General features: G+C 36.1%; 19 protein-coding genes and 2 tRNA genes. 5 read left to right on the top strand and 16 right to left on the bottom strand.

The genetic code is table 11. The features are described 5' to 3' along the window. The first annotated feature begins 63 nt into the window (after positions 1-63). Entirely contained in the window at positions 64-1,200 is a 1,137-nt protein-coding gene (gene folK / locus BLV35_RS01080; protein ID WP_091083463.1) for a 2-amino-4-hydroxy-6-hydroxymethyldihydropteridine diphosphokinase, read from the top strand. Position 1,201: 1 nt separating this feature from the next. On the opposite strand, the gene BLV35_RS01085 is transcribed toward folK, so the two are convergent. The 3 genes from BLV35_RS01085 to BLV35_RS01095 form a co-directional block, all read right to left on the bottom strand. Further along, positions 1,202-3,637 carry an Ig-like domain-containing protein gene (locus BLV35_RS01085; RefSeq protein WP_091083467.1) on the bottom strand — a complete coding sequence of 812 codons (2,436 nt, stop codon included), beginning with the start codon at positions 3,635-3,637 and terminating at the stop codon, positions 1,202-1,204. Positions 3,638-3,668: 31 nt separating this feature from the next. Continuing rightward, a complete protein-coding gene (locus BLV35_RS01090) occupies positions 3,669-4,205 on the bottom strand; it encodes an RNA methyltransferase (protein WP_091083471.1) in 537 nt (178 codons plus the stop codon). A gap of 73 nt (positions 4,206-4,278) precedes the next feature. Next, positions 4,279-4,722, bottom strand: coding sequence for a DUF1573 domain-containing protein (locus tag BLV35_RS01095; RefSeq protein ID WP_091083475.1), 444 nt, complete (start codon positions 4,720-4,722; stop codon positions 4,279-4,281). A gap of 161 nt (positions 4,723-4,883) precedes the next feature. Here BLV35_RS01095 and mutS point away from each other — a divergent pair, with 161 nt between their 5' ends. From mutS to BLV35_RS01115, 4 genes are all read left to right on the top strand, one after another. Next, positions 4,884-7,490 (top strand): DNA mismatch repair protein MutS, encoded by a 2,607-nt coding sequence (gene mutS / locus BLV35_RS01100; RefSeq protein ID WP_176980541.1) that lies wholly within the window; start codon positions 4,884-4,886, stop codon positions 7,488-7,490. Positions 7,491-7,639: 149 nt separating this feature from the next. Next, positions 7,640-7,712, top strand: a tRNA-Gly gene (locus tag BLV35_RS01105). A gap of 14 nt (positions 7,713-7,726) precedes the next feature. Beyond that, positions 7,727-7,812: transfer RNA gene (locus BLV35_RS01110), tRNA-Leu, on the top strand. 54 nt (positions 7,813-7,866) lie between these two features. After that, positions 7,867-9,150: a tyrosine-type recombinase/integrase gene (locus tag BLV35_RS01115; RefSeq protein WP_091083477.1), complete on the top strand. Its 1,284-nt coding sequence runs from the start codon at positions 7,867-7,869 to the stop codon at positions 9,148-9,150. Positions 9,151-9,152: 2 nt separating this feature from the next. Here BLV35_RS01115 and BLV35_RS01120 read toward each other — a convergent pair whose 3' ends face one another. The 13 genes from BLV35_RS01120 to BLV35_RS01175 form a co-directional block, all read right to left on the bottom strand. Further along, positions 9,153-9,452 carry a hypothetical protein gene (locus tag BLV35_RS01120; protein ID WP_091083482.1) on the bottom strand — a complete coding sequence of 100 codons (300 nt, stop codon included), beginning with the start codon at positions 9,450-9,452 and terminating at the stop codon, positions 9,153-9,155. A 103-nt stretch (positions 9,453-9,555) separates the two neighbouring features. Then, positions 9,556-9,726: a hypothetical protein gene (locus BLV35_RS19205; RefSeq protein WP_176980542.1), complete on the bottom strand. Its 171-nt coding sequence runs from the start codon at positions 9,724-9,726 to the stop codon at positions 9,556-9,558. Positions 9,727-9,760: 34 nt separating this feature from the next. Beyond that, positions 9,761-9,940 (bottom strand): hypothetical protein, encoded by a 180-nt coding sequence (locus tag BLV35_RS01125; protein ID WP_091083485.1) that lies wholly within the window; start codon positions 9,938-9,940, stop codon positions 9,761-9,763. A gap of 275 nt (positions 9,941-10,215) precedes the next feature. Continuing rightward, positions 10,216-13,665: a zincin-like metallopeptidase domain-containing protein gene (locus tag BLV35_RS01130; protein ID WP_091083488.1), complete on the bottom strand. Its 3,450-nt coding sequence runs from the start codon at positions 13,663-13,665 to the stop codon at positions 10,216-10,218. Positions 13,666-13,690: 25 nt separating this feature from the next. Beyond that, entirely contained in the window at positions 13,691-13,921 is a 231-nt protein-coding gene (locus tag BLV35_RS01135) for a hypothetical protein (protein ID WP_091083492.1), read from the bottom strand. 28 nt (positions 13,922-13,949) lie between these two features. Then, a complete protein-coding gene (locus BLV35_RS01140; RefSeq protein WP_091083495.1) occupies positions 13,950-14,423 on the bottom strand; it encodes a hypothetical protein in 474 nt (157 codons plus the stop codon). 2 nt (positions 14,424-14,425) lie between these two features. Continuing rightward, entirely contained in the window at positions 14,426-15,031 is a 606-nt protein-coding gene (locus BLV35_RS01145; protein ID WP_091083499.1) for a peptidoglycan-binding domain-containing protein, read from the bottom strand. 16 nt (positions 15,032-15,047) lie between these two features. Beyond that, entirely contained in the window at positions 15,048-15,596 is a 549-nt protein-coding gene (locus tag BLV35_RS01150) for a hypothetical protein (RefSeq protein ID WP_091083502.1), read from the bottom strand. 2 nt (positions 15,597-15,598) lie between these two features. Next, the gene (locus BLV35_RS01155; protein WP_091083506.1) at positions 15,599-15,802 is read right to left on the bottom strand and encodes a hypothetical protein; all 204 of its coding nucleotides are present in this window, start codon (positions 15,800-15,802) and stop codon (positions 15,599-15,601) included. 1 nt (position 15,803) lies between these two features. Continuing rightward, positions 15,804-16,370, bottom strand: a complete 567-nt coding sequence (locus BLV35_RS01160) for a hypothetical protein (RefSeq protein ID WP_143031824.1) — start codon at positions 16,368-16,370, stop codon at positions 15,804-15,806. Then, positions 16,370-16,885: a hypothetical protein gene (locus tag BLV35_RS01165; protein ID WP_091083514.1), complete on the bottom strand. Its 516-nt coding sequence runs from the start codon at positions 16,883-16,885 to the stop codon at positions 16,370-16,372. The genes BLV35_RS01160 and BLV35_RS01165 overlap by 1 nt, the downstream gene beginning before the upstream one ends. A gap of 18 nt (positions 16,886-16,903) precedes the next feature. Next, positions 16,904-18,718 (bottom strand): hypothetical protein, encoded by a 1,815-nt coding sequence (locus BLV35_RS01170; protein ID WP_091083518.1) that lies wholly within the window; start codon positions 18,716-18,718, stop codon positions 16,904-16,906. A 9-nt stretch (positions 18,719-18,727) separates the two neighbouring features. Further along, positions 18,728-19,855, bottom strand: a complete 1,128-nt coding sequence (locus tag BLV35_RS01175) for a thrombospondin type-1 domain-containing protein (RefSeq protein ID WP_091083522.1) — start codon at positions 19,853-19,855, stop codon at positions 18,728-18,730. Between the last annotated feature and the right edge of the window lie 41 nt (positions 19,856-19,896).

Consider the following 19,896-nt stretch of genomic DNA (forward strand, 5'->3'; position numbering starts at 1 on the left):
CACATACACTTTGTACAAATATATCGCTAATTCTAAAATTCTTTTAGTTAATTTGTGCCTAATATGAAATCACAACATCAAGTTATTTTATCTATAGGCAGTAATCAAGGGGATCGGCTTGAAAACGTGAAGCAATGTATAGAATTGATCCATCAAGAAATTGGTACGGTAATTAAAGTCTCCAAAATATATGAAACTCCATCTTGGGGTTTTGATAGTGACGCTTTCTATAATTGTGCGTTAGTTTTACACACTTTTACTTCGGCGCATAAGATTCTTACTCAAGCCCTAAAGATTGAAAAGAAATTGGGGCGTATTCGCAATGATAAAAAAGGATATCAATCTCGACTTATCGATATTGACTTGATTGCTTATGATGAACAAATAATTGATTCCGAAAAGCTACAAATCCCGCACCCATTGATGCAAGACAGAAAATTCGTCTTGTTGCCGATTCATGATTTAAATTTAGATTGGAAGCATCCTATTTTGAAAAAGAATATTTCAGAATTGGTAGATATTTCTTCAGATCAGAGTGCGTGTGAAGCAATAGAAACAGTAGAAAGTCCATTGCAAAGTATTGCATTGGAGCAATTCAATTATGTTGCTTTAGAAGGGAATATTGGAGCAGGAAAAACAACTTTAGCGACTAAAATTGCCGAAGATTTTAATGCTAAAACGGTGCTAGAGCGCTTTGCAGACAATCCCTTTCTGCCAAAGTTCTATAAAGATCAAAATCGTTATGCTTTTCCGCTTGAGATGTCTTTTTTGGCCGATAGGTATCAGCAATTATCAGATGATCTAGCGCAATTTGATTTGTTTAAAGATTTTATAGTAGCAGATTATCATATTTTTAAATCATTGATTTTTGCTAAAATAACGTTAGCAGAAGATGAATACAGGCTGTATCGCAATCTGTTCGATATTGTTTACAGGGAAATGCCTAAGCCGGACTTGTATATTTATTTATATCAAAATTCAGAACGCCTTTTGCAAAATATAAAGAAAAGAGGCAGAAGCTACGAACAAAAAATTCCAGCGGATTATTTGGACAAAATTAATAGCGGCTACTTAGATTATATTAAGTCACAGACGGAATTGAATGTTTTGATTATTGATGTTTCCGATAAAGATTTCGTAAAAAATCAAGAAGATTATCTTTATATTTTAGAAGAAATTAGAAAGAAAATTGCGGGGTAGTTTATCTCTTTAATGTAAAATGACCTCGTATTCCGGGCTTGGTATTGTCTAGTTTTAAGTGGTACCAATAATCATCTGCGGGTAAATTTTTACTATTGAATTTTCCATCCCAACTATAATTGGCAGCGTTTAATTCTATTATTAATTTACCATATCGATCAAAAATTTGAGCACTTGAATTAGGATAGTCGCCCATCTCTTTTATTTTCCACACATCGTTGAAACCGTCATTATTAGGTGTGAAAAATTTAGGAATAGTAAAGATGGTAAATTGTTGCGTTACTAAGTTACAACCGTTGTTGTCTCTTACGAAAGCAGTGTATTGACCAGTAGGGATATAGGTGAATTGATTTAAAGCTTGGAAATCTACGCCGTTTATCGAGTATTCAAAATAGCTTTCAGGGTTTTCGAGTTGTATGACGATTGAATTTTCGTCTACAGTAATTGAGTTGATGAGAGGTTGGGGATGCTCTATTACACTAATGTTCTTTTTCGAGTCACAAGAAATAACTGTAGGAGAACTAATTGTCACGCTGTAATTGCCTATTGTTGAAACTACAATAGTTTGAGTGGTTTCTCCTCCAGGTGACCATAAATAGAGCATATTTGGTATTGAAGCATCTAATATTGTGGTTTGACCTTGACATAAAATAATTTCTTCCGTTGAAGTATTTATTGGGTATACGGTAGCTGTTACAGGGATTCTTGAGCTAGGACACCCGTTTAAAATCGCTTCGGCGTAATACGTTGTTGTGTTGTTGATACTTGGGCTCGAAAATGAATTTCCAGTAAATAATGGCGAGCTTCCAGTGGCAACATCATACCATTTTACATTTCCCGCCGAAGGAGTTGCGTCTAGAATTACTGACCCAGAACCACAACGAGATCCCGCAGCTGTTGCTATAATTGTGGGAGCATTATTAACTGTAGCGGTAATGGCAGTTCGTGATGGAGTTGTACATCCATTTGCAATAGCTTCAACGTAATAGGTTGTTGTGGTGGAGATGCTAGGAGTTGTGAACGTTGTTCCTGTGGCCAAAGCTGTTCCGTTAGTGGAAACGTTATACCAATTGACCGTTCCTGCGGAGGCTGCTGCTCCTAAAGTTGCAGTTCCAGAAACGCAGACTGAACCTGGAGTGGTTGCTGTAATTGTAGGCGATGGTTTTATGGTAGCAATAATTTCTATTCTAGGAGTAGTGGGACAATTCCCATTTGTAGCATCTACATAATAAGAGGTAGTAGAGTTGATTGTTGGAGTAGTATAGGTGTTTCCTGTAAAAATGGATGAGCCTCCTGTTTTTGTAGTGTACCAATATACATTTCCATTTGAGGCAGTAGCTTGTAAGGTAATACTCCCTGATCCACATCGAGAGTTTGCAATTGTACTTGTTACTTTGGGGATTGTTATTGTAGTACTAGCTGCTATTTTTAAAACAGGATCTCCAGCCATTCCGCCATATTCAACAATGTAACCCTTAGGTTGATAATTTCCAGTAGGATCACCAGTGTTTGTTAGGTCATTCCAAGAACCGGGAATACCAACACCAGCTGCGGTAATGTGAGCATAATTTTCTTGAGCTCCACCGTACTGATTTGGCTCGGCAGTATTCCAAAAGGCAAAATTATTAGGAGGTGTTGCGAAACCATTGACAAGCCCATTCCAAAAAGTTGTTCCATTTCCACCATTTGCAAGTCCTTCAGGACCTGTTACCCATTTCCAGACACCTTCAGTTGCGGCATCGCTTCCTCCAATCCATCCAGCTCCTGAGGCTTGTTCTCCTGATATTTTGGCTTCATCTGCAGTAGTTATGGTAGCTAAGTATCCTTGTAAGCCATAATAAAGAGTGTTTTCGGCAAGTACTTTTGCCGCCGTCCAAGTAATACCTATACTTGGAATAAACTGATAGTAATGACCGTTGCTAGGGAGATAATTGGCCTGCCCTATGCTGATGGAGAAATTTCGTATTCCAGATGGAGAAATTGACAAATTGTAATATTCAATATCTTTTATAGCAGCGACAAAATCGGCGTAGGTTACTTGTGCGCCAGTTGGACTAAATAATTTTAGTTTTCCTGCAGATGCATCCCAACTCGAAGTAATTGTAGGGTGTGACCCCGCCAGTGCTATAATGTCCTGTCCGTTTATATAACCAGAAGATATTTGGATATAGATTGCATCGGTACCGCTGTCGTCTGGATCTGTTATTGTGACATCAGTCACGATTTTAATATTGGTTTGCGGGCAGTAGACTTGATTACCGATTGCTACAATTTCAGGTGCGATATTCGCAAATGAAGGGGTTGGCTTATTCTTATAGTAGTGATTAGAAAAAGGATTGTCTTTTTTTATGAAACTAAATGGAGTTGCCGCATAATGCGTATTTGAAATAAAAATCAACGACACTAAAATTATTTTGGAAAAAAAAGAATTACTCATGCGATAAAAGTATTGATTTTTTAATCAATAGTTACTTCGGCCAATTCATTTTTTGAAATAAATCCCAAACTACAATCCCGGCGCTTACCGAGATATTTAAAGAATGTTTAGTACCTAATTGTGGGATTTCGATACATCCGTCACATAATGCAACTGCTTCTTGAGAGACACCATGAACTTCATTTCCAAAGACCAAAGCATATTTTTTGTTTTTCTCCACTTCAAAATCCTGAAGAAAAATAGCGCTTTCCACTTGCTCAATGGCGAGTGTAGTAACGGCTTCTTTTTTTAACTTTTCAATTACTTCAAGAACACTTGTATTATGTTCCCAGGTTACCGTTTCGGTAGCTCCAAGTGCTGTTTTGTGAATTTCTTTATTTGGAGGTGTTGCAGTGATACCACACAAATATATTTTTTCAATTAAAAAAGCATCGGCAGTTCTAAATACTGAACCAATGTTGTGTAAACTGCGGATGTCATCTAAGACAATAATAATAGATGTCTTTTCTGAACTTTTAAAATCTTCAACGGATTTTCTTTCTAATTCGCTGTTTTCTAGCTTCCTCATTATTTTGGAGTTTATTCAAATAAAAAAAGCTTCCGGAACTATGGAAGCTTTTTTATAATACTGTAATTAAAATTTAGCTTTTTGAAGCATCATCACCTAAAACAACACCTTTTATCGTAAGTATCTTAGTTGCTTGTCCGTCAGCATTTGAAGTTACTGTCACTGTTTTAGTGAAGGCTCCAACTCTGTCCGTTGCATATTTTACACCAATAATTCCTTTTGCTCCTGGAGCAATTGGCTCTTTTGGAGACGTAGGAACAGTACAACCACATGAACCTTGAGTATTAGTGATAATTAAAGGTTTAGTACCATTGTTAGTGAAAACAAATTCGCGTTTTCCGTCTGCATTGTGTGCAATTGTTCCGTAATCAATTGTTTCAGAAACAAAAACCATCCCAGCTCCATCTACTTTGGCAACTTTAGCAGCGGTTGCTTTTATTTTTTTTGTAGTTTCTTGAGCACAAGAAGTAGCTGCTCCAAGAACAGTTAGCATCGCAAGTAAAAATATTTTCTTCATTTTTATTCGTTTTAATGATTAGTAGAACAAATTTAAAGAAAAAATCATGCCAATTACTTAATTTTTACTTAAAAATGGTTTTAATTTTTGAAGTGATAGTTATTCACTATAAAATATTTAAATTCGCTGTCACATTTTACATTAATTAAATACAATATAAGTTGGCATCTAAAGATAAAGAGGTTAAGGAAACACCGTTAATGAAGCAATATAATGAAATCAAAAGGAAGTATCCCGATGCTTGTTTATTGTTCAGAGTAGGTGATTTTTACGAGACATTTGGAGACGATGCTGTCAGGGCTTCAAAAATATTGGGAATAACCCTGACAAAACGTGGTGCAGGTTCTGCAACAGAGACGGCACTAGCTGGTTTTCCTCATCACTCTATTAATACCTATTTGCCAAAATTAGTAAAAGCAGGGCTTCGTGTCGCTATTTGTGATCAACTCGAAGATCCTAAAATGACTAAGACGATTGTAAAAAGAGGGGTGACCGAGCTTGTGACTCCAGGAGTCTCCATGAATGATGAGGTTTTACATTCAAAGACAAATAATTTTTTAGCATCCGTTTTTTTTGCTAATAAGTCAATCGGAATTTCTTTTTTAGATGTTTCAACCGGGGAGTTTCTTACGGCTCAGGGAAATGCTGAATATATTGACAAGCTATTGCAAAACTTCAATCCTAGCGAGGTTTTGATTCAAAAAAACAATAAAAATGATTTCAAAGAAAATTTTGGACATGACTACCACTGTTTTTATTTAGAAGATTGGATTTATAAAGAAGACTACGCATTCGAAATCCTGACTAAGCATTTTCAAACAGTTTCTTTAAAGGGATTCGGTATTGAGGATTTGAAGGAAGGAATTATAGCATCAGGAGCTATTTTATATTACCTGTCCGAAACACAACATAATAGAGTACAGCATATCACAGCGATTCAGAGAATTGCTGAAGATGCTTATGTGTGGATGGATCGATTTACGATTCGCAATTTGGAATTGTACCATAGTTACAATCCAAATGCAGTTACACTACTGGATGTTATCGATAAAACGCTTTCGCCAATGGGTGGTCGTTTGCTGAAACGCTGGTTGGCACTGCCTTTAAAGGATAGTAATAAAATACAAAGTCGTCATAAGGTTGTTTCTTATTTGCAGGAAAATCAGGAAGTGTTGCAAAAAATGCAATATCAAATTAAGCAAATATCCGACTTAGAGCGTCTAATTTCTAAGATTGCGGCAGGAAAAGTATCACCGCGTGAAGTAGTTTATTTGAAAGAATCCTTAGACGCTATTATTCCTATAAAAACATTGGCGTTAGAAAGCCCGCAGGAAGCGGTGAAGATTATTGGAGACAGTTTGCATAGCTGCGATTTATTGAGAGAGAAAATCAAAACTACCTTAAATCAAGATGCGCCGGTCGCTATTGCTAAAGGAAATGCTATTGCGAAGGGGGTTAATGCTGAATTGGATGATTTGCGCGCGATTTCAACTTCTGGGAAGGAATTCTTAGACGGAATTGAAAAAAGAGAGTCTCAATTGACAGGTATTTCTTCTTTGAAAATTTCCTTTAATAATGTTTTTGGGTATTACATCGAAGTTAGAAACTTGCATAAAGATAAAGTTCCTGCTGAATGGATCAGAAAGCAAACCTTAGTAAATGCAGAGCGTTATATTACGGAAGAGTTGAAGGAATATGAAACTAAGATCCTGGGTGCTGAGGAGAAAATACAAAAAATAGAGGCAGAACTGTTTGAGCAATTAGTTGCTTGGATTGCAACGTATATAAAGCCGGTTCAGCTAAATGCTAATTTGGTGGCGCAGTTGGATTGCTTGTGTTCTTTTACCCAATTGGCAATTGAGAATAGATATGTATGCCCTGAACTAGATGAAACATTCGAACTAGAAATCAAGAATGGTAGGCATCCTGTTATCGAAAAACAACTAGCAGTGGGTATGCCGTATATTGCTAATGATGTCTTTCTTGATAGGGAAACTCAGCAGTTGATCATGATCACTGGTCCTAATATGTCCGGAAAGTCGGCTATTTTGCGTCAAACGGCTTTAATTGTACTCTTAGCTCAAATGGGAAGTTTTGTTCCTGCAGACAGCGTGAGAATGGGAGTAGTCGATAAAATATTCACCAGAGTGGGCGCCAGCGATAATATTTCGATGGGAGAATCTACTTTTATGGTGGAAATGAATGAAACGGCTTCGATCTTGAATAATATTTCAGACCGAAGTTTGGTCTTGCTAGATGAAATAGGAAGAGGTACCAGTACTTATGACGGAATCTCGATTGCTTGGGCAATTGCAGAATTCTTACATGAGCATCCGTCTAAACCTAAAACATTATTCGCCACACATTATCATGAGTTAAATGAGATGAGCGAATCATTGCCTCGAATTCAAAATTATAATGTCGCGGTAAAAGAGCTAAAAGACACGGTTCTTTTTGTTAGGAAATTAGTAAAAGGAGGAAGCGCCCATAGTTTCGGAATCCATGTAGCAAAAATGGCTGGAATGCCTCAAATCGTAATTTTGAAAGCGCAAAAGCTCTTGAAAAAATTAGAGAAGAACCATTCCAGCGATATGTTGAACGGCATCAAATCGGAAAAGGACGAAATGCAGATGAGTTTCTTTAATTTAGACGATCCTTTATTAGAAGAAATCAAAGAAGAGATTTTAAATCTTGATATAAATACTGTAACTCCTGTTGAAGCTTTGATGAAACTCAACGAAATTAAGAGAATGCTTACTCGAAAATAATTTTTTTTCTTTTTAAAGTTTAGGTTATCAAAACGTTAGCTTTTTTATTGAATTTTTTTCTAAAAAAGGCTTGTTTAATTCAATAAATGTCCTAAATTTGCATCCGCAATACAGAACAAGTATCGCGGTTCTTTTTAAGGATTGAAAATGCGAAAATAGCTCAGTTGGTAGAGCGCGACCTTGCCAAGGTCGAGGTCGCGGGTTCGAGCCCCGTTTTTCGCTCGACACCATATAATGCTCGGATGGTGAAATTGGTAGACACGCTGGACTTAAAATCCAGTGAACAGCAATGTTCGTGCGGGTTCAAGTCCCGCTCTGAGTACAAAGAAACCCCTTATTTATAAGGGGTTTTTTGCTTTTTGGTTCATTTATAAATATGAAGAGTTTTGACCTGATTATAAGAAACGAACCTACAAGCGAACCTATTAAAATTCAAATCAAAGTAGGAATGCGGGATTTTTCAGAAGTGAAATTATATATACCTAAAGTGAACGGAAAACCATCAGTTTTGCCGAATCATAGGTGGTATGTGTATTATTATTTCAGAAATCCCAATACTGGAAAAATGGATAAGTTCCAGGACTACTGTAAAATCAATCGATACAAAACGGTGATCGAGAGAAAGGAGGTAGGCACCGTATGGGTCAACGCTTATACTACCTTACTAAATCAAGGATTAAACCCATTTGTCGAAGCTTCGATTACTCCAAAAGTTTTTGAAGAGAAAACCTATTCTATTAAGGAAGCGTTACAGTATGCTTATGACAACAAATTAGGATCGTGGAAGGTATCTACTGCCGACGATTATAGGGTGCGAATGAATGTTTTTTTAGAGTGGGTTTGTGTCAATAAATTAGAGCATGAAGACATTAGAGATTTAAAGGAGCTTCACGTGATCGCGTTTATGAACTGGCTTATAAAACCGTTACCAAAAGGCAGGGGAGTGGGCGGAACCTCACAGGACAATTATAAACGCTGCTTGTCTGGTCTTTTTGGCAAACTCGTAAAAGACAAAATTACAGCAACTAATTTCTTTCTCGAAATTGACACTAAAAAAGACGATCCAATTAAAAACAAACCTTTTACAGGGTACCAGGTAAAAGAGATCAGGGATTACCTTTTAATTCACGACAAACAACTCTACCACTTCATCCAGTTTGTGATTTTTACATTCTTGCGCCAGCGAGAAATAATCAGGTTAACGGTAAGCGACATCAATTTAAGAGAGAAGTATTTGACCGTGGAGACAAAAACGAAACGAAAGCAGGTCAAAAAGTTAGTTGGCCCAATTGTTAATTTTTTTGAAGGCATTAATATTGCGGATTTACCATCTAAAGCAAACGTTTTTACAAACACCGCTAAATTTGAAGTTTGGACGGCTAGCGAAAAATCTAAGGTCGATCATTTTGGCCACCGCTTTGGAAAAGTGAAAACGCATTTTGGTTTTAATCATGAATACGGGATTTATTCCTTCAGGCACACAGCTGCTTTAGATTTGTTTCACTCCTATTTGAAAAAAGGATTCACAGAACGAGAAGTTATTTTAAAAATGCTACCGATAACGGGACACGCCACCGAAACGGCACTACGAAAATACCTGCGAGACGTGGGCGGGATGCTGCCAAAAGACTATGGAGAAGATTATACCCTAGAGTTTTAAAACTAAAATGGTTTTTCAATAAGAGTACATTTTAAGTCTAAAACAGTAATGCCGTTATCGCCTTCAGTAATAAGATAAGACTGAATAATATCGTCAACTTTAAAATATAGAGTGTGCGTGCGGGATAAAAACTTTTGCAACCTTTCATTTGATACGTTAAGATTATTAATACTTAAAGTTTCACCTATATTTGGTTTTACACCTACGTTAATGCTGAAGCTATTGTTGATCAATACCTTTTCTTTTAACAGTTGGTTGTATAATAGACCGCCTTTTTCAGGATAGATGTTTACATGTATCATAGTACAATGGTTGTTGGTTGTTACAAATATAGATAAAACTAATTTTTCAAGACATAAAAAAACCGCTCAATTGAGCGGTTTTAATAATTCACTTATAAGTGAATTATTTCTTTTTAGCTGCTGGCTTTTTCTTTGCCACAACTTTTTTTTTGACCGTTTTTTTAACCGCTGCTACTTTTACTACGCCACCGCCTTTAACGTATTTGTAGCCTTTTTTTAGATGCGTTCCGCATGCTGTTGTCCCTTCTTTTTTTGTAACTTTTTTAGTAGCCATGATTGGTTTGGTTTAATGGTGATTATAATTATTTTTATTCTTTATCTATAAAATCAGAAAGCAGGTCTTTTGCTTTTCCTAGCATTATTACAATGTCAGTCAATTTAGGATCAGCACCTACTTTTTCGACTTCTTGAATTGCGTCGTGAATTGCTTTTTCTGCGGGTGTGTTTAAATCTAATCTGTTTCTTCTTGGGAATTCTGTTACTTCCATAATTATTTATGATTGGTTTGCGTTAACGGTTATTAATAGCTTTTATTTTTTTAGATTTCTTCTTTTTTAAAATATTGAGTATCCTACGTAAATGAATTTCAGATAATTGACTGTGTTCGTAGTCAAAAGGTATTGCACATGACAGATGGTGTATTCTGAAATATATTTTTCTTAGAAAAGCTACTATAATTATCACTCCTATAAGCAGTAGTAGTAATAATGAAATGTAAATTGCTGTTAACATAATTGAGTTCGTTTAATGTTGATTATTTGTTTTAAATTCGTTCTACTTCTGTAAATTCTAACTCTTCTTCAGGATCTTCTTCCTGGACTAATTTTGCTGAAGCAATATTATATTTCAATTCGTCTAGTGATCTGTCTTGGTAACGGTTTTTGTCAAAATAAACGTAATTGTCTTTAAAGTCAGGGAACTTTTCTACAAATGAAATTATATCACCATCAAACTGACTAGATGAACCTCCACGCATGGAACCATCAGCTGTGAGTTGGTAAATGATAATGAATAGTTTACCGTCGTACTTTTTTCTAAAAGTGTCATCTAAGGTTATTTTTCTATCCATTGACAGCAGTTTACTAAAGCTGTCAATTACAATTACATCGTTTCGAAGGATTAAATTGTGTATATCCTGCATAGAATTTATTTCAGGAGAATCTACCGTGTTTTTGGCGTTTTCGTCCCAAAAACGTTCCGCTTTGCTTTCATATAATGCGCTATCAGGATGCTCTTCTATCGATGCGTGTCCCACTTTGTAATTTTGAGCAAAGGCATTGATTAATTGAAATACAAAGCTTGTTTTTCCTGAACCTTGACCTCCAGCAATTGTAATAGCGACACTTTCCTTTTTCTTTTTTTCAATATGTCCTAAAAATTCTGAAATATCAGGATTGCCAATAATATAATATTCATGATTGGCGTTGCTTCTGTTTTGGCGTCGATAGGCTAATGAATTTCTATTTAAAGAAGACTTGTTTTTTTCAGGAGTAATTACCTTTTTTTCTTCGGGAAAGGTTGTGTTTGTATCTATTTCTAAAGGTAAATTTACCTTTTCTACAGGCAAAGGAATGAAATCAGCCTGTACAGGTTCTTCAATATCAGTAAACACAACCTCTGTATCAGGTGCGTTTAAAGCTCCAAACAAAGCCGTTTGTCCATTGACATCTACTTTGGGTTCTTCCTTCTCTTTTGGTTTGCTATGCTGCATAGATTCCTTTAAACTTGGAAACAAACTCCATAATTTAGAATACCCATATTGTCCAAAAGTATTAAGTTGGCGTTGCCATGCGCCTTCCTTTGGCGACCATCTAAAAGCCAAACCACCCTTTTTAAGATCTGCTCTAGTTTCTTCATTTGGCTTCCCTTCAAATAAAATTTGAATGCGGTTTATGTCTCTATTCAAAACAACTGTTCCTTCATCAAACACATATTCCGTGTTTCCTTTTTCGGACTTGTTAGTCTGTAATTTTTCTTCTCTCGCTATTTTTTCTTTTAGCGTTTTTATCCTGGCATTCGAATTGGTATTGTGGAACCCACTAACGCCATATCTAAATGTTCTCATGTATCGTTTTAAAGAAGTGATCTCGCTATCGGAAAAATCGTTTTTAGCTAATTCAGCAAAAAACAAATCGAATTTCTCCTCATCAGACAAATCCAGTTTTCTGAATTTTGCCATGATTTTGTTACCCAATAGATTTTTAGCATGTTCCTTTTCAGCAATTACCAATTTTTGTTTTAATAAATCGAGAGCGTTGTCAGAACCTGCTTTGATTGGTTTTTCTGTGTCTAGTCGTAAACTGTTTTTTAGTTTATCCTCAGCGTAATCTAAAAATTTGTAAATTTCACCTTCTTTAGTATGTATTGATTCTGATTTCTTATTCATTCGAGAAAAAGGAAAGTTTCCGGCTCCTGTAATCATCGTGCTCATAAAGCCATTACGACTGTGCAATAAGGCTAGTTTTCTTTTTAAATATCCCGATTGCAAATAAGAAAATCCTTTTTCAAAAACTTCTAATTTGTCATTTTTAATTGCAATCCCCTTATATTTGTTGTAAGTACTTTCTAAGTGTCCAAAATAGGTTTCTTGTTCTTGAACGGCTCTTTTTTCAGGGCTAAAGGAAGTTCCTGTGTGCGCTCTATAAGCTACCTCATAAGGAATATCAGTTCTTGCAAACGGGTAAGACGCTTTAGTTTCCTTCTTGACTCTAACTGTTTTCTTGCCGTAATCACTTGCTTTTTTATTTACTTTTAGTACTGTCGTTTTTTTAGCGAGTGGATCCACTCCGCTTTTTTTCATAAAGACAAAAACCCCGGCTTTGTCAGGTTGTAAAATAAAATCGGCGGCTTTTTGTGCCTGGCTACTGGCACGCATTAAAAAACGATTGTCGTTTTCTAATTGTGGTACCAGGACTTCATTCCATCCTTTTAAATATCCTGCATGATTTTTATTAGTGTAAAACATGATTCCCGCTTGAGCTGATAAAAACACGGCTCCAAATTCGGCAGTTAATTCCTCAAAGGCATATTCTGGACTTCCAAATTGTCCCGAAAAATCACGGGCTAATCTGTTTTTGTGTCCTGTACTGTGGCTCAGTTCATGGAATAAGGTTCTGTAGTAATCTTGTGCGGTTTTAAACTTTTCAATTGGCGGCATAGTAACCAAATCTTTGCCAGGCGTAAAGGACGCTTTGTTTCCTGTGAAAATAATTTCGGGGCTTGGTTTTGGGTAGTGTTTTACTATTTGTTCCGCAATATCAATCTTTTCATTTTCACCTGCAGCGATATCGCTCGTTACTTTCCCTGGCATTTCAAAATTATCTAAATCAAAATTGATTCCTTCAATATCGGCACCGCTAAAAACGTTGTAATATTTCAAGAAAAACAATTCTTTTTTGTCGCCTTTTTTGGCTTGATCCTTTGTCGAAACGCTGTTTATTCTTTCAATTTCGGTATCAGTATATTCTTTTTCAAATTTCGAAAAATAAACTACTTTATGCGATTCACTTCCTTTTCTTAATTTACCGCCTTTTTCTTTTATTTGGGCGAAAGTTAAAAAATAGGGGTTGCTAAGGGTGCCAAATAAAGGCGACAACATGACGTTGTTAATTCCTCTATATGCTTTTTTAGACACAAAATTGTACGGGATTAAATAGCCTTCGTCGTTCCATGCTCGTTTATAATCGCCTTTATTAGCGGCTTTTATCAAATCAAGCATTCTTTGAGTAACCATGTCATAAATTTCATTTACAGAAACGGCTTTACCCAGTCCGTAAATTTGTTCGTGATCTTCGGTTTCAAGGTCTAAACCGCCCAGCATTCCGCTAATATCTTCCTCCTGTGGTGCGCCTAGTCCTACTGCTTTGGCATCTTTACGGATTTTAGTACGCATACGGGTTGGGATTCCTTTTTTGTGCCAGGTAATCACTCCGTATTTATTGATGCTCGCTACCTTTGTTTTGTCCTGAATGTAGTGCAGTTCTTCGCCTTTCTTTTCGGTAGTTATTGGAAAGCCTAAACCCCTAGTCTCACGAATAGGGGTGTCAATTTCTAATTCAAACTGCGTAGCTTTTGGATATTTCTCTAAAAATTTAGTAACTCGGTTGTAGACCTCCTTATTATTTTCGGTTTTAGCTTTTGTTTGAAGGTTTAATAAACTTTCACGACTGGCTATAGTACCGCCTAATCCGTTGAATTGTTTGGTTAATGACATTTGGTTTGGTTTAATGGTGGTGGTTTTATTTACAATGGTTAATTGTAATTAATTTTGGAGGAATTGACGTTATTACTTTTGCATAACCTCCTTTTTCGGGTATTTCGTAAACTTCTCCAGGAGGAAACCCTTTTATTTTTTTTCCACTTAAAGATATAACTGTACTTCTATCTTGAACCAAAAAGCCACACAGAATACAATTCTGTATTCCGTTTTCGTTCATTTCTACAACTTGATGTTTGATTGCGTGTGACATTTGGTTTGGTTTAATGGTGTTTTTTAATCTACTGCTCTACTATCCAACTCTTTCCAAGAGCATCGACAACGGTATGGATTTGGTAATTATCCACATTGCTATCTAAACCGCCTTTTAGGAATTGGTCAATAATAGTCAAAAATAACAATTCTACGGTAATTCCTGTAATTAAATAGTTACTTTTTGCAGGCAATTCAAATGCGTCTTTTCCGGCTGTAGATAAGGCATTCCCAATTAACACGTTTTTATAAAACAATTTTATTTGTTTTACCTTAATCATTCCTGCTGTATACACCGTCATGTCGTACTGTGTGGGGTTATGAAACGCTACATCAATATCAAGAAACAAACGCCCTGATTTTAAACGCAAATTTCTGATGTTTCTAATATCCATGGTCATTTGTTCCATCACTTTAGAAAAATCACTTTTTTTCTTAAAGGCAAATAGGGTAGTTACTACCGCTGCACCTCCCAGTACTTTTAAAATTGTTGCTCCTTCCATAATTAGTATTTTTCAATTTCTGATGCACGCACAAATCCTATTTTTGTAATTGGATCTCCATCATTTGTGTAATAGACAACATAGAATCCGTTTGCGGTTAGTACTGATTTTATAATTCCTACGTTTTGGCCGTAACGCACCGTTTTTCTCAACACGCCACTAGAGTATAGCGAGCCGTCTATTTTCTTGAACGCACCAAAGATTTTAGCACCTACAGTTGTATTTGACATTACCCTTGATCCTACTGGTATCATCGTAATTCGTACTACGTTTGGTGTTTTAGAAAACTGATTGACTGAAATTTGTTTTACGCCTTTCAAAGAAAAAAGCTTGGCTTCCGTTTGAGGGCCAAAAACGCCATCGGCTGTAATTCCCATTAAAGTTTGCAGTTTCTCTACTTCTAACCCTCTTGATCCAACACTAAGTGTTTTATCAAAATTGATTGCGGTTTTTGGAGGAACTGAACTTGTATTGTTCGTGCCTGGCCCAGGAGGTAAGTCATTTACAACTTCAGGCTCTTTATTTCTTGTTGTGGCGTATGCGCCTACGCCTACAAGTAGCGCAAGACCTACGTACAAAGAGGTGTTTTGTGGTTTGGTTGGTTTCATGGTTTAATGGTGTATTTTATGTTGGTATTTTTGACCGTATAAATATAGTTAATTTTACAAAAAGATAGCCTATTGTTCCTGCTCCAAAAATCATTAAGTACAATTGCCACTTTGGTAACGGTGTTTCTACCGGAACATCTTTGTGTGTTGACAGCGTGATTGTTTTGGTAATGTATCTAAACAAAGTCACGGTGTCGCTTTTTGTTTCGCCAATTACGCTGTTTAAATTCAAAGTGTTTTTACCTGGATCATAAAAAACAGAATAGGAGTTGTCTCCTGATGTTTTTTTAGTGTTCAATTGCGACAATAGCCTGTCTATAGCTATTTGGCAAACGCTGTCGCATTCTTTTCGCTCTGTCTTTACTTTTCCTATCACAATTAAAAGGCTGTCGTTAATAGCCTTGTTTTTAATGCTGATTTTAGAACGGTAAATGCTGTCGTAATTGATTACGGTTTTTTCGCTTGTTTCTCGCAAAGGTTGTTTTGCCTTGCAGCTCACTAAAAAGACTGATGCAAAAAGCAGGACAATCAATATTGAAAAAAAATAGGCGATGGCTTTTTTCATGGTTAGTTTCTTTTTCTTTTATTACGAGGATTTCTGTTTTGATACTCTTTGTGCATTAAGTACCAACGGTGCATATTGTATCCTAAGAACACAATTCCACAAGCTACTTGGTAACTAAATTTAATATTTTCTTGGCTGAACAGTAGGATCATAAACGAGTATAAGGCGGTTATTTTTAAGTCGATAATTTCAGTAAATAGTCTCATTTTAATTCTTTTTCGATTTAAGTGCTGACTGGTTAAAATTGAAATAGGTAAACAAGAAGTAAGAAACTACGCCAAAAATCTTAATGTAGTTTTCTGTTTTCTCCGTTAACCCTAGTCCTGAAACCATGTTAGCGTTTTGGTTAAACAATATGATTAATGCGTACACAAATGATCCTAGTTTCCATAAGAAGGTGTTGAGTACTGGTGTTGGGGCATTTAGTTTTGACATGGTGGTTTTTATTGAATTATCATCTATTGCGTTCAAGCAATGGTCTTTTTCTATTTTATTTAAAACCCAAACAAGCATCTTAGCTGTTCGAGTAAGTGCGCCCAGTAATTCATTTTTACCCAAAGCACTTGATAAAGTTTCATTCTCTCTCCCAAAATCATATCCTCCTTTTATTCTTAGTGTTTTGTTCCAAAACGTTCTAAACTCTCTATTGGCAAATTTGTCCAGGTTTAAAGCCGTGTTTCTAAAATACCCCTCTTTGTTCTCTACCATGAAGTAGTTTATGATTGTGAGTAGAAATAGCAGCAGCAATGCGATGTTGAATAGTAGGAATCCCATTATTCAGAAAATTGAAATTGAACCCCTATTTTTTCTCCTTTCATTACGATAGTATTCAATAGCCACTCCCTTGCAAAAGGATCTTCTAAGAACAATTTAGGGCTGTTCAGTTCTCCTCCTATAAATGTGGCTTTAGCTTTTTGCCCCGTTGGATAGCCGTAATCAACGAAAAAGAAATCAGTAGGCAGTACACCTCCATTAGCTGTTAAATAGTCAAATAACGCTACAACTATCCTCTCTTTTGATTCTTCAATCTCGGTATTAAAGTCGGGATTAAGTATAGAAATTGTGGTGGTTCTGTTAGAGCTAACCTCGTCTCCTTCGTTTCCTTCAAACCCTAAAGTTACCGTGTCTAAAAGAACTTTATTTCCATTCTTCTCTACTGTCATATCAAACTTTACTGAAAAGTAGTTCCCATTACTATTTATAATTAGTTGTACATCGTTTATCTCGACGTTGTTAAATATTCCCTCTGTAGGGATTGGGCTGTTGTATATTGTTGCTATTAGTTTCATATTTTTTTTATTTTTTAATTAAAACACGTTTAGTGTTCTGTCCTCAACAACAATTGTTGAAGGTAAAGTACCATTTGATTTAAAATAACCCGTTTTTTTTATTGTTAAAACAGAGTCCGATTTTATGTTTGTAAATAAAAGACCCACAGTAGTTTGTATAAATTCAACGTTATTGAAATACCATACCCTACCTGTGGGTATGGTTGCATTTGCATTTCCGCTATAAAAATTATTTGATATTGAAATAGTAGAATTAGTAATAGACACGTTGGCTAGTTGTAGATTATTATCTCCTATTCCTGTAACCTTTCCGTTAAAATCCTTAATTTTTACATTAGTTGCGTTAAGCGAAATAGTCCCTAAAAAGTATGGATTATAACCTGTTAAAGTTGTTTCTGCTTCTATTGAAACATTAATACCTACCGAAGAAGTTACTTCTGTAATGTCGAAGTTGTTTAAACCCGTTGTCGAAAATGAGCCTGTTCCACTAATTTTCTTAAATGGAACGTTTCTTTGATAAGTATTGGCGTTTACAGATAAAGAACAAGCTTGTCCATTTAAAATTAACTCCTTAATACTTAATAGGTAATCACTTCCATTACTTACTGCAATTTTTGAAGAGGTTGTGTTGTAGACATTAACTGTTATAATACCTGCGCCAAATACAGGGTGATTCGTCGTAGCGTTAGTTTGTGTTACCGTATCAATTATAAATAAATCCTTTCTTAGATACCCAAAGATAAAACCATAAGAATTACTAGGTGGCGTTTGTATTGTTAGTGTTTTTGAATTAATATAATTATACGTATATGAAAATATAGCTGTTTGAATTGAACTTGAATGTAATAATGTTCCGTTAGGTATTTCAAACGAAACTATCGGAATAATTAGTACCCCTGTCCAAGCTGAAATATCTACTGTACCTATGTTGTCGCATCTATATTTTATTTTACGGGCAGATGGCACTTGATTTAAAACCCGTGTAACATTACTACATAAAAATACAAAATTCCAAACATTTCCGTTATCTGTTGGCAAGGCTGTGTAAGCCACCACATCTGTTTTAAAAGGTTTAGAAGCATCTTCAATTGCCCCAGTTGTATCGTTACCGTTTACGGTGTCTATAAAAACAGTATAAGGAACTCTTGCTCCACTCAAAGGGTTTTTACCTTTAATACTCCAAGTGTTCGTGTCTGTTTTTAACAAAGTCCTTGTTTCCCCAATAGCCATAACCATAGAAGTAACATCACTAATAATACTAATACCTGAAACTGCTAATGTTACTACCCCCGAACCTTCTGATACTACATCACATTCAAATCCAATAGGCAAAGGAATAGCTGCGTTAGTAGGTATCGTTATGGTTGTAGGATTAGCATTTGTGTTTTTTATTGCTTTGTTTAAATCTGTTAAAGCAATTGTTTTAGAAATATTAGGCTGTGCGACAAACTCTTTAAGCCTATCATTAATAAGTTGAGAAACCGCTGTAATAGGCACTAAATCCATACTCTCCTGTTCAGAAAGTTTTCTATAGTCACCCATTAAACCGTTAGCAACTCCAAGATATTCATAATATGCATATCCACTTGTTACAGTAGGATCGCCTGAAGCATCAATTACGGCTTGAAACGCTCCCGCTGTTTGATCTGCTTGTCCTGCTTTAAGCAAGGGGATGGTAGCGTACTCGTTTTGTACTGATCTAATGGCGGGTTTGTTTGTAAGGTCGTTGTAATCTCCTGAAAATACTACCGGCTGTTCTACCTTATGCAAATTAGCAGGTGTAATATTTATTACACCCTTACCTGTATTTATAATTCTATATTGTGTTTTCATATATTAGTTTTACGGTGTGCAAAGGATACAGTTGTTTACTTTTTTAATACTGGAAGCTATTATTTGCTGACAACCATTTTCTATGGCTCCTATCCTTTTTCTGATGAGAACTGCGTTCTCGTCATAATAATCTACCCAACAATTCACGTTAGGATTGTGTTTTGTGTCGGCCAGTTCCCATCGTCCCTCATAATAAAAAGAAGATGTGGCAAGCGTTGGTGCTGTATAAACACAAGCTCTTGTTTCGTACAATACTGGACAATAAGCACCACCATTTGAAGCGGGGGTTATTACTGTTCTGTTTCTCGATTGGAAACCGCTAAGGCTACAGGCAGACCAGTCTGACCAGGCCGAAACAATACAGTCAACTGGATCGACTATTACTACTGCATCGCCATCAATTTCAATCCATATATCTGTGTCTGTATCTTGCTTTAGATATCCTAGCGTATTGACATAGTCGCAAATTTGCTGTTCGATAGTTCCCGTGCCGGATAAATTAGCGGGAGTAACTACTATCTTTCTTGAAAAATTATTTTGATCTGACGTACCGCCAGTAGATTCGTTACTGCCTGAATTTACCGTGTCTGTAGTAGTACTCCCCGAAAACTCTTTTACGTCTAGCAGCACGGCTTGTAAACTTCCATTTCCTCCGTAAGTTCCCGCCTGACCTATCCATAAATACTCTCTATAAATACCGTTTTCAAAAAAGCCTTTTATAATCGCATACCCGTTTATTTGATCCTGAATAGCAATACCAGGCAATTGACTATTTAACGAGTCAATCACATTAGTTCCTGTGTGTTCTAAATCAATTATTTGAGTAGTCGATAAGGTCGCTATTTCTTTGGCTGAAGAAGCCGTAGCTGTTACCTTAATATCTATTGCTGATAAGACAATCCCGCCTATTCCATAAATCCCTTTACCCATGCCTAGCAACTCGATGTAGTAAGTTGTAGGTACAGTGTCGTTTGATATCGCTTTGAATGTAGGGATCTCTTTTGCCGAAACTGCAAATCGTTCTAATGCGTTAATTGCACTAGCAAATGCCGCATTGTTTGGTACATATGGGCAGTCAATATAAAGTTCTTTTTTTATATTATTACTATCTTCTCCTTGTATTCCTACTGCAATCATTTGGTTTGTTTTATTAGTTTTTTATATCCGTAATATCCTGC

The sequence above is a fragment of the Flavobacterium gillisiae genome, from assembly GCF_900107635.1.
GTDB classification, from domain to species: domain Bacteria; phylum Bacteroidota; class Bacteroidia; order Flavobacteriales; family Flavobacteriaceae; genus Flavobacterium; species Flavobacterium gillisiae.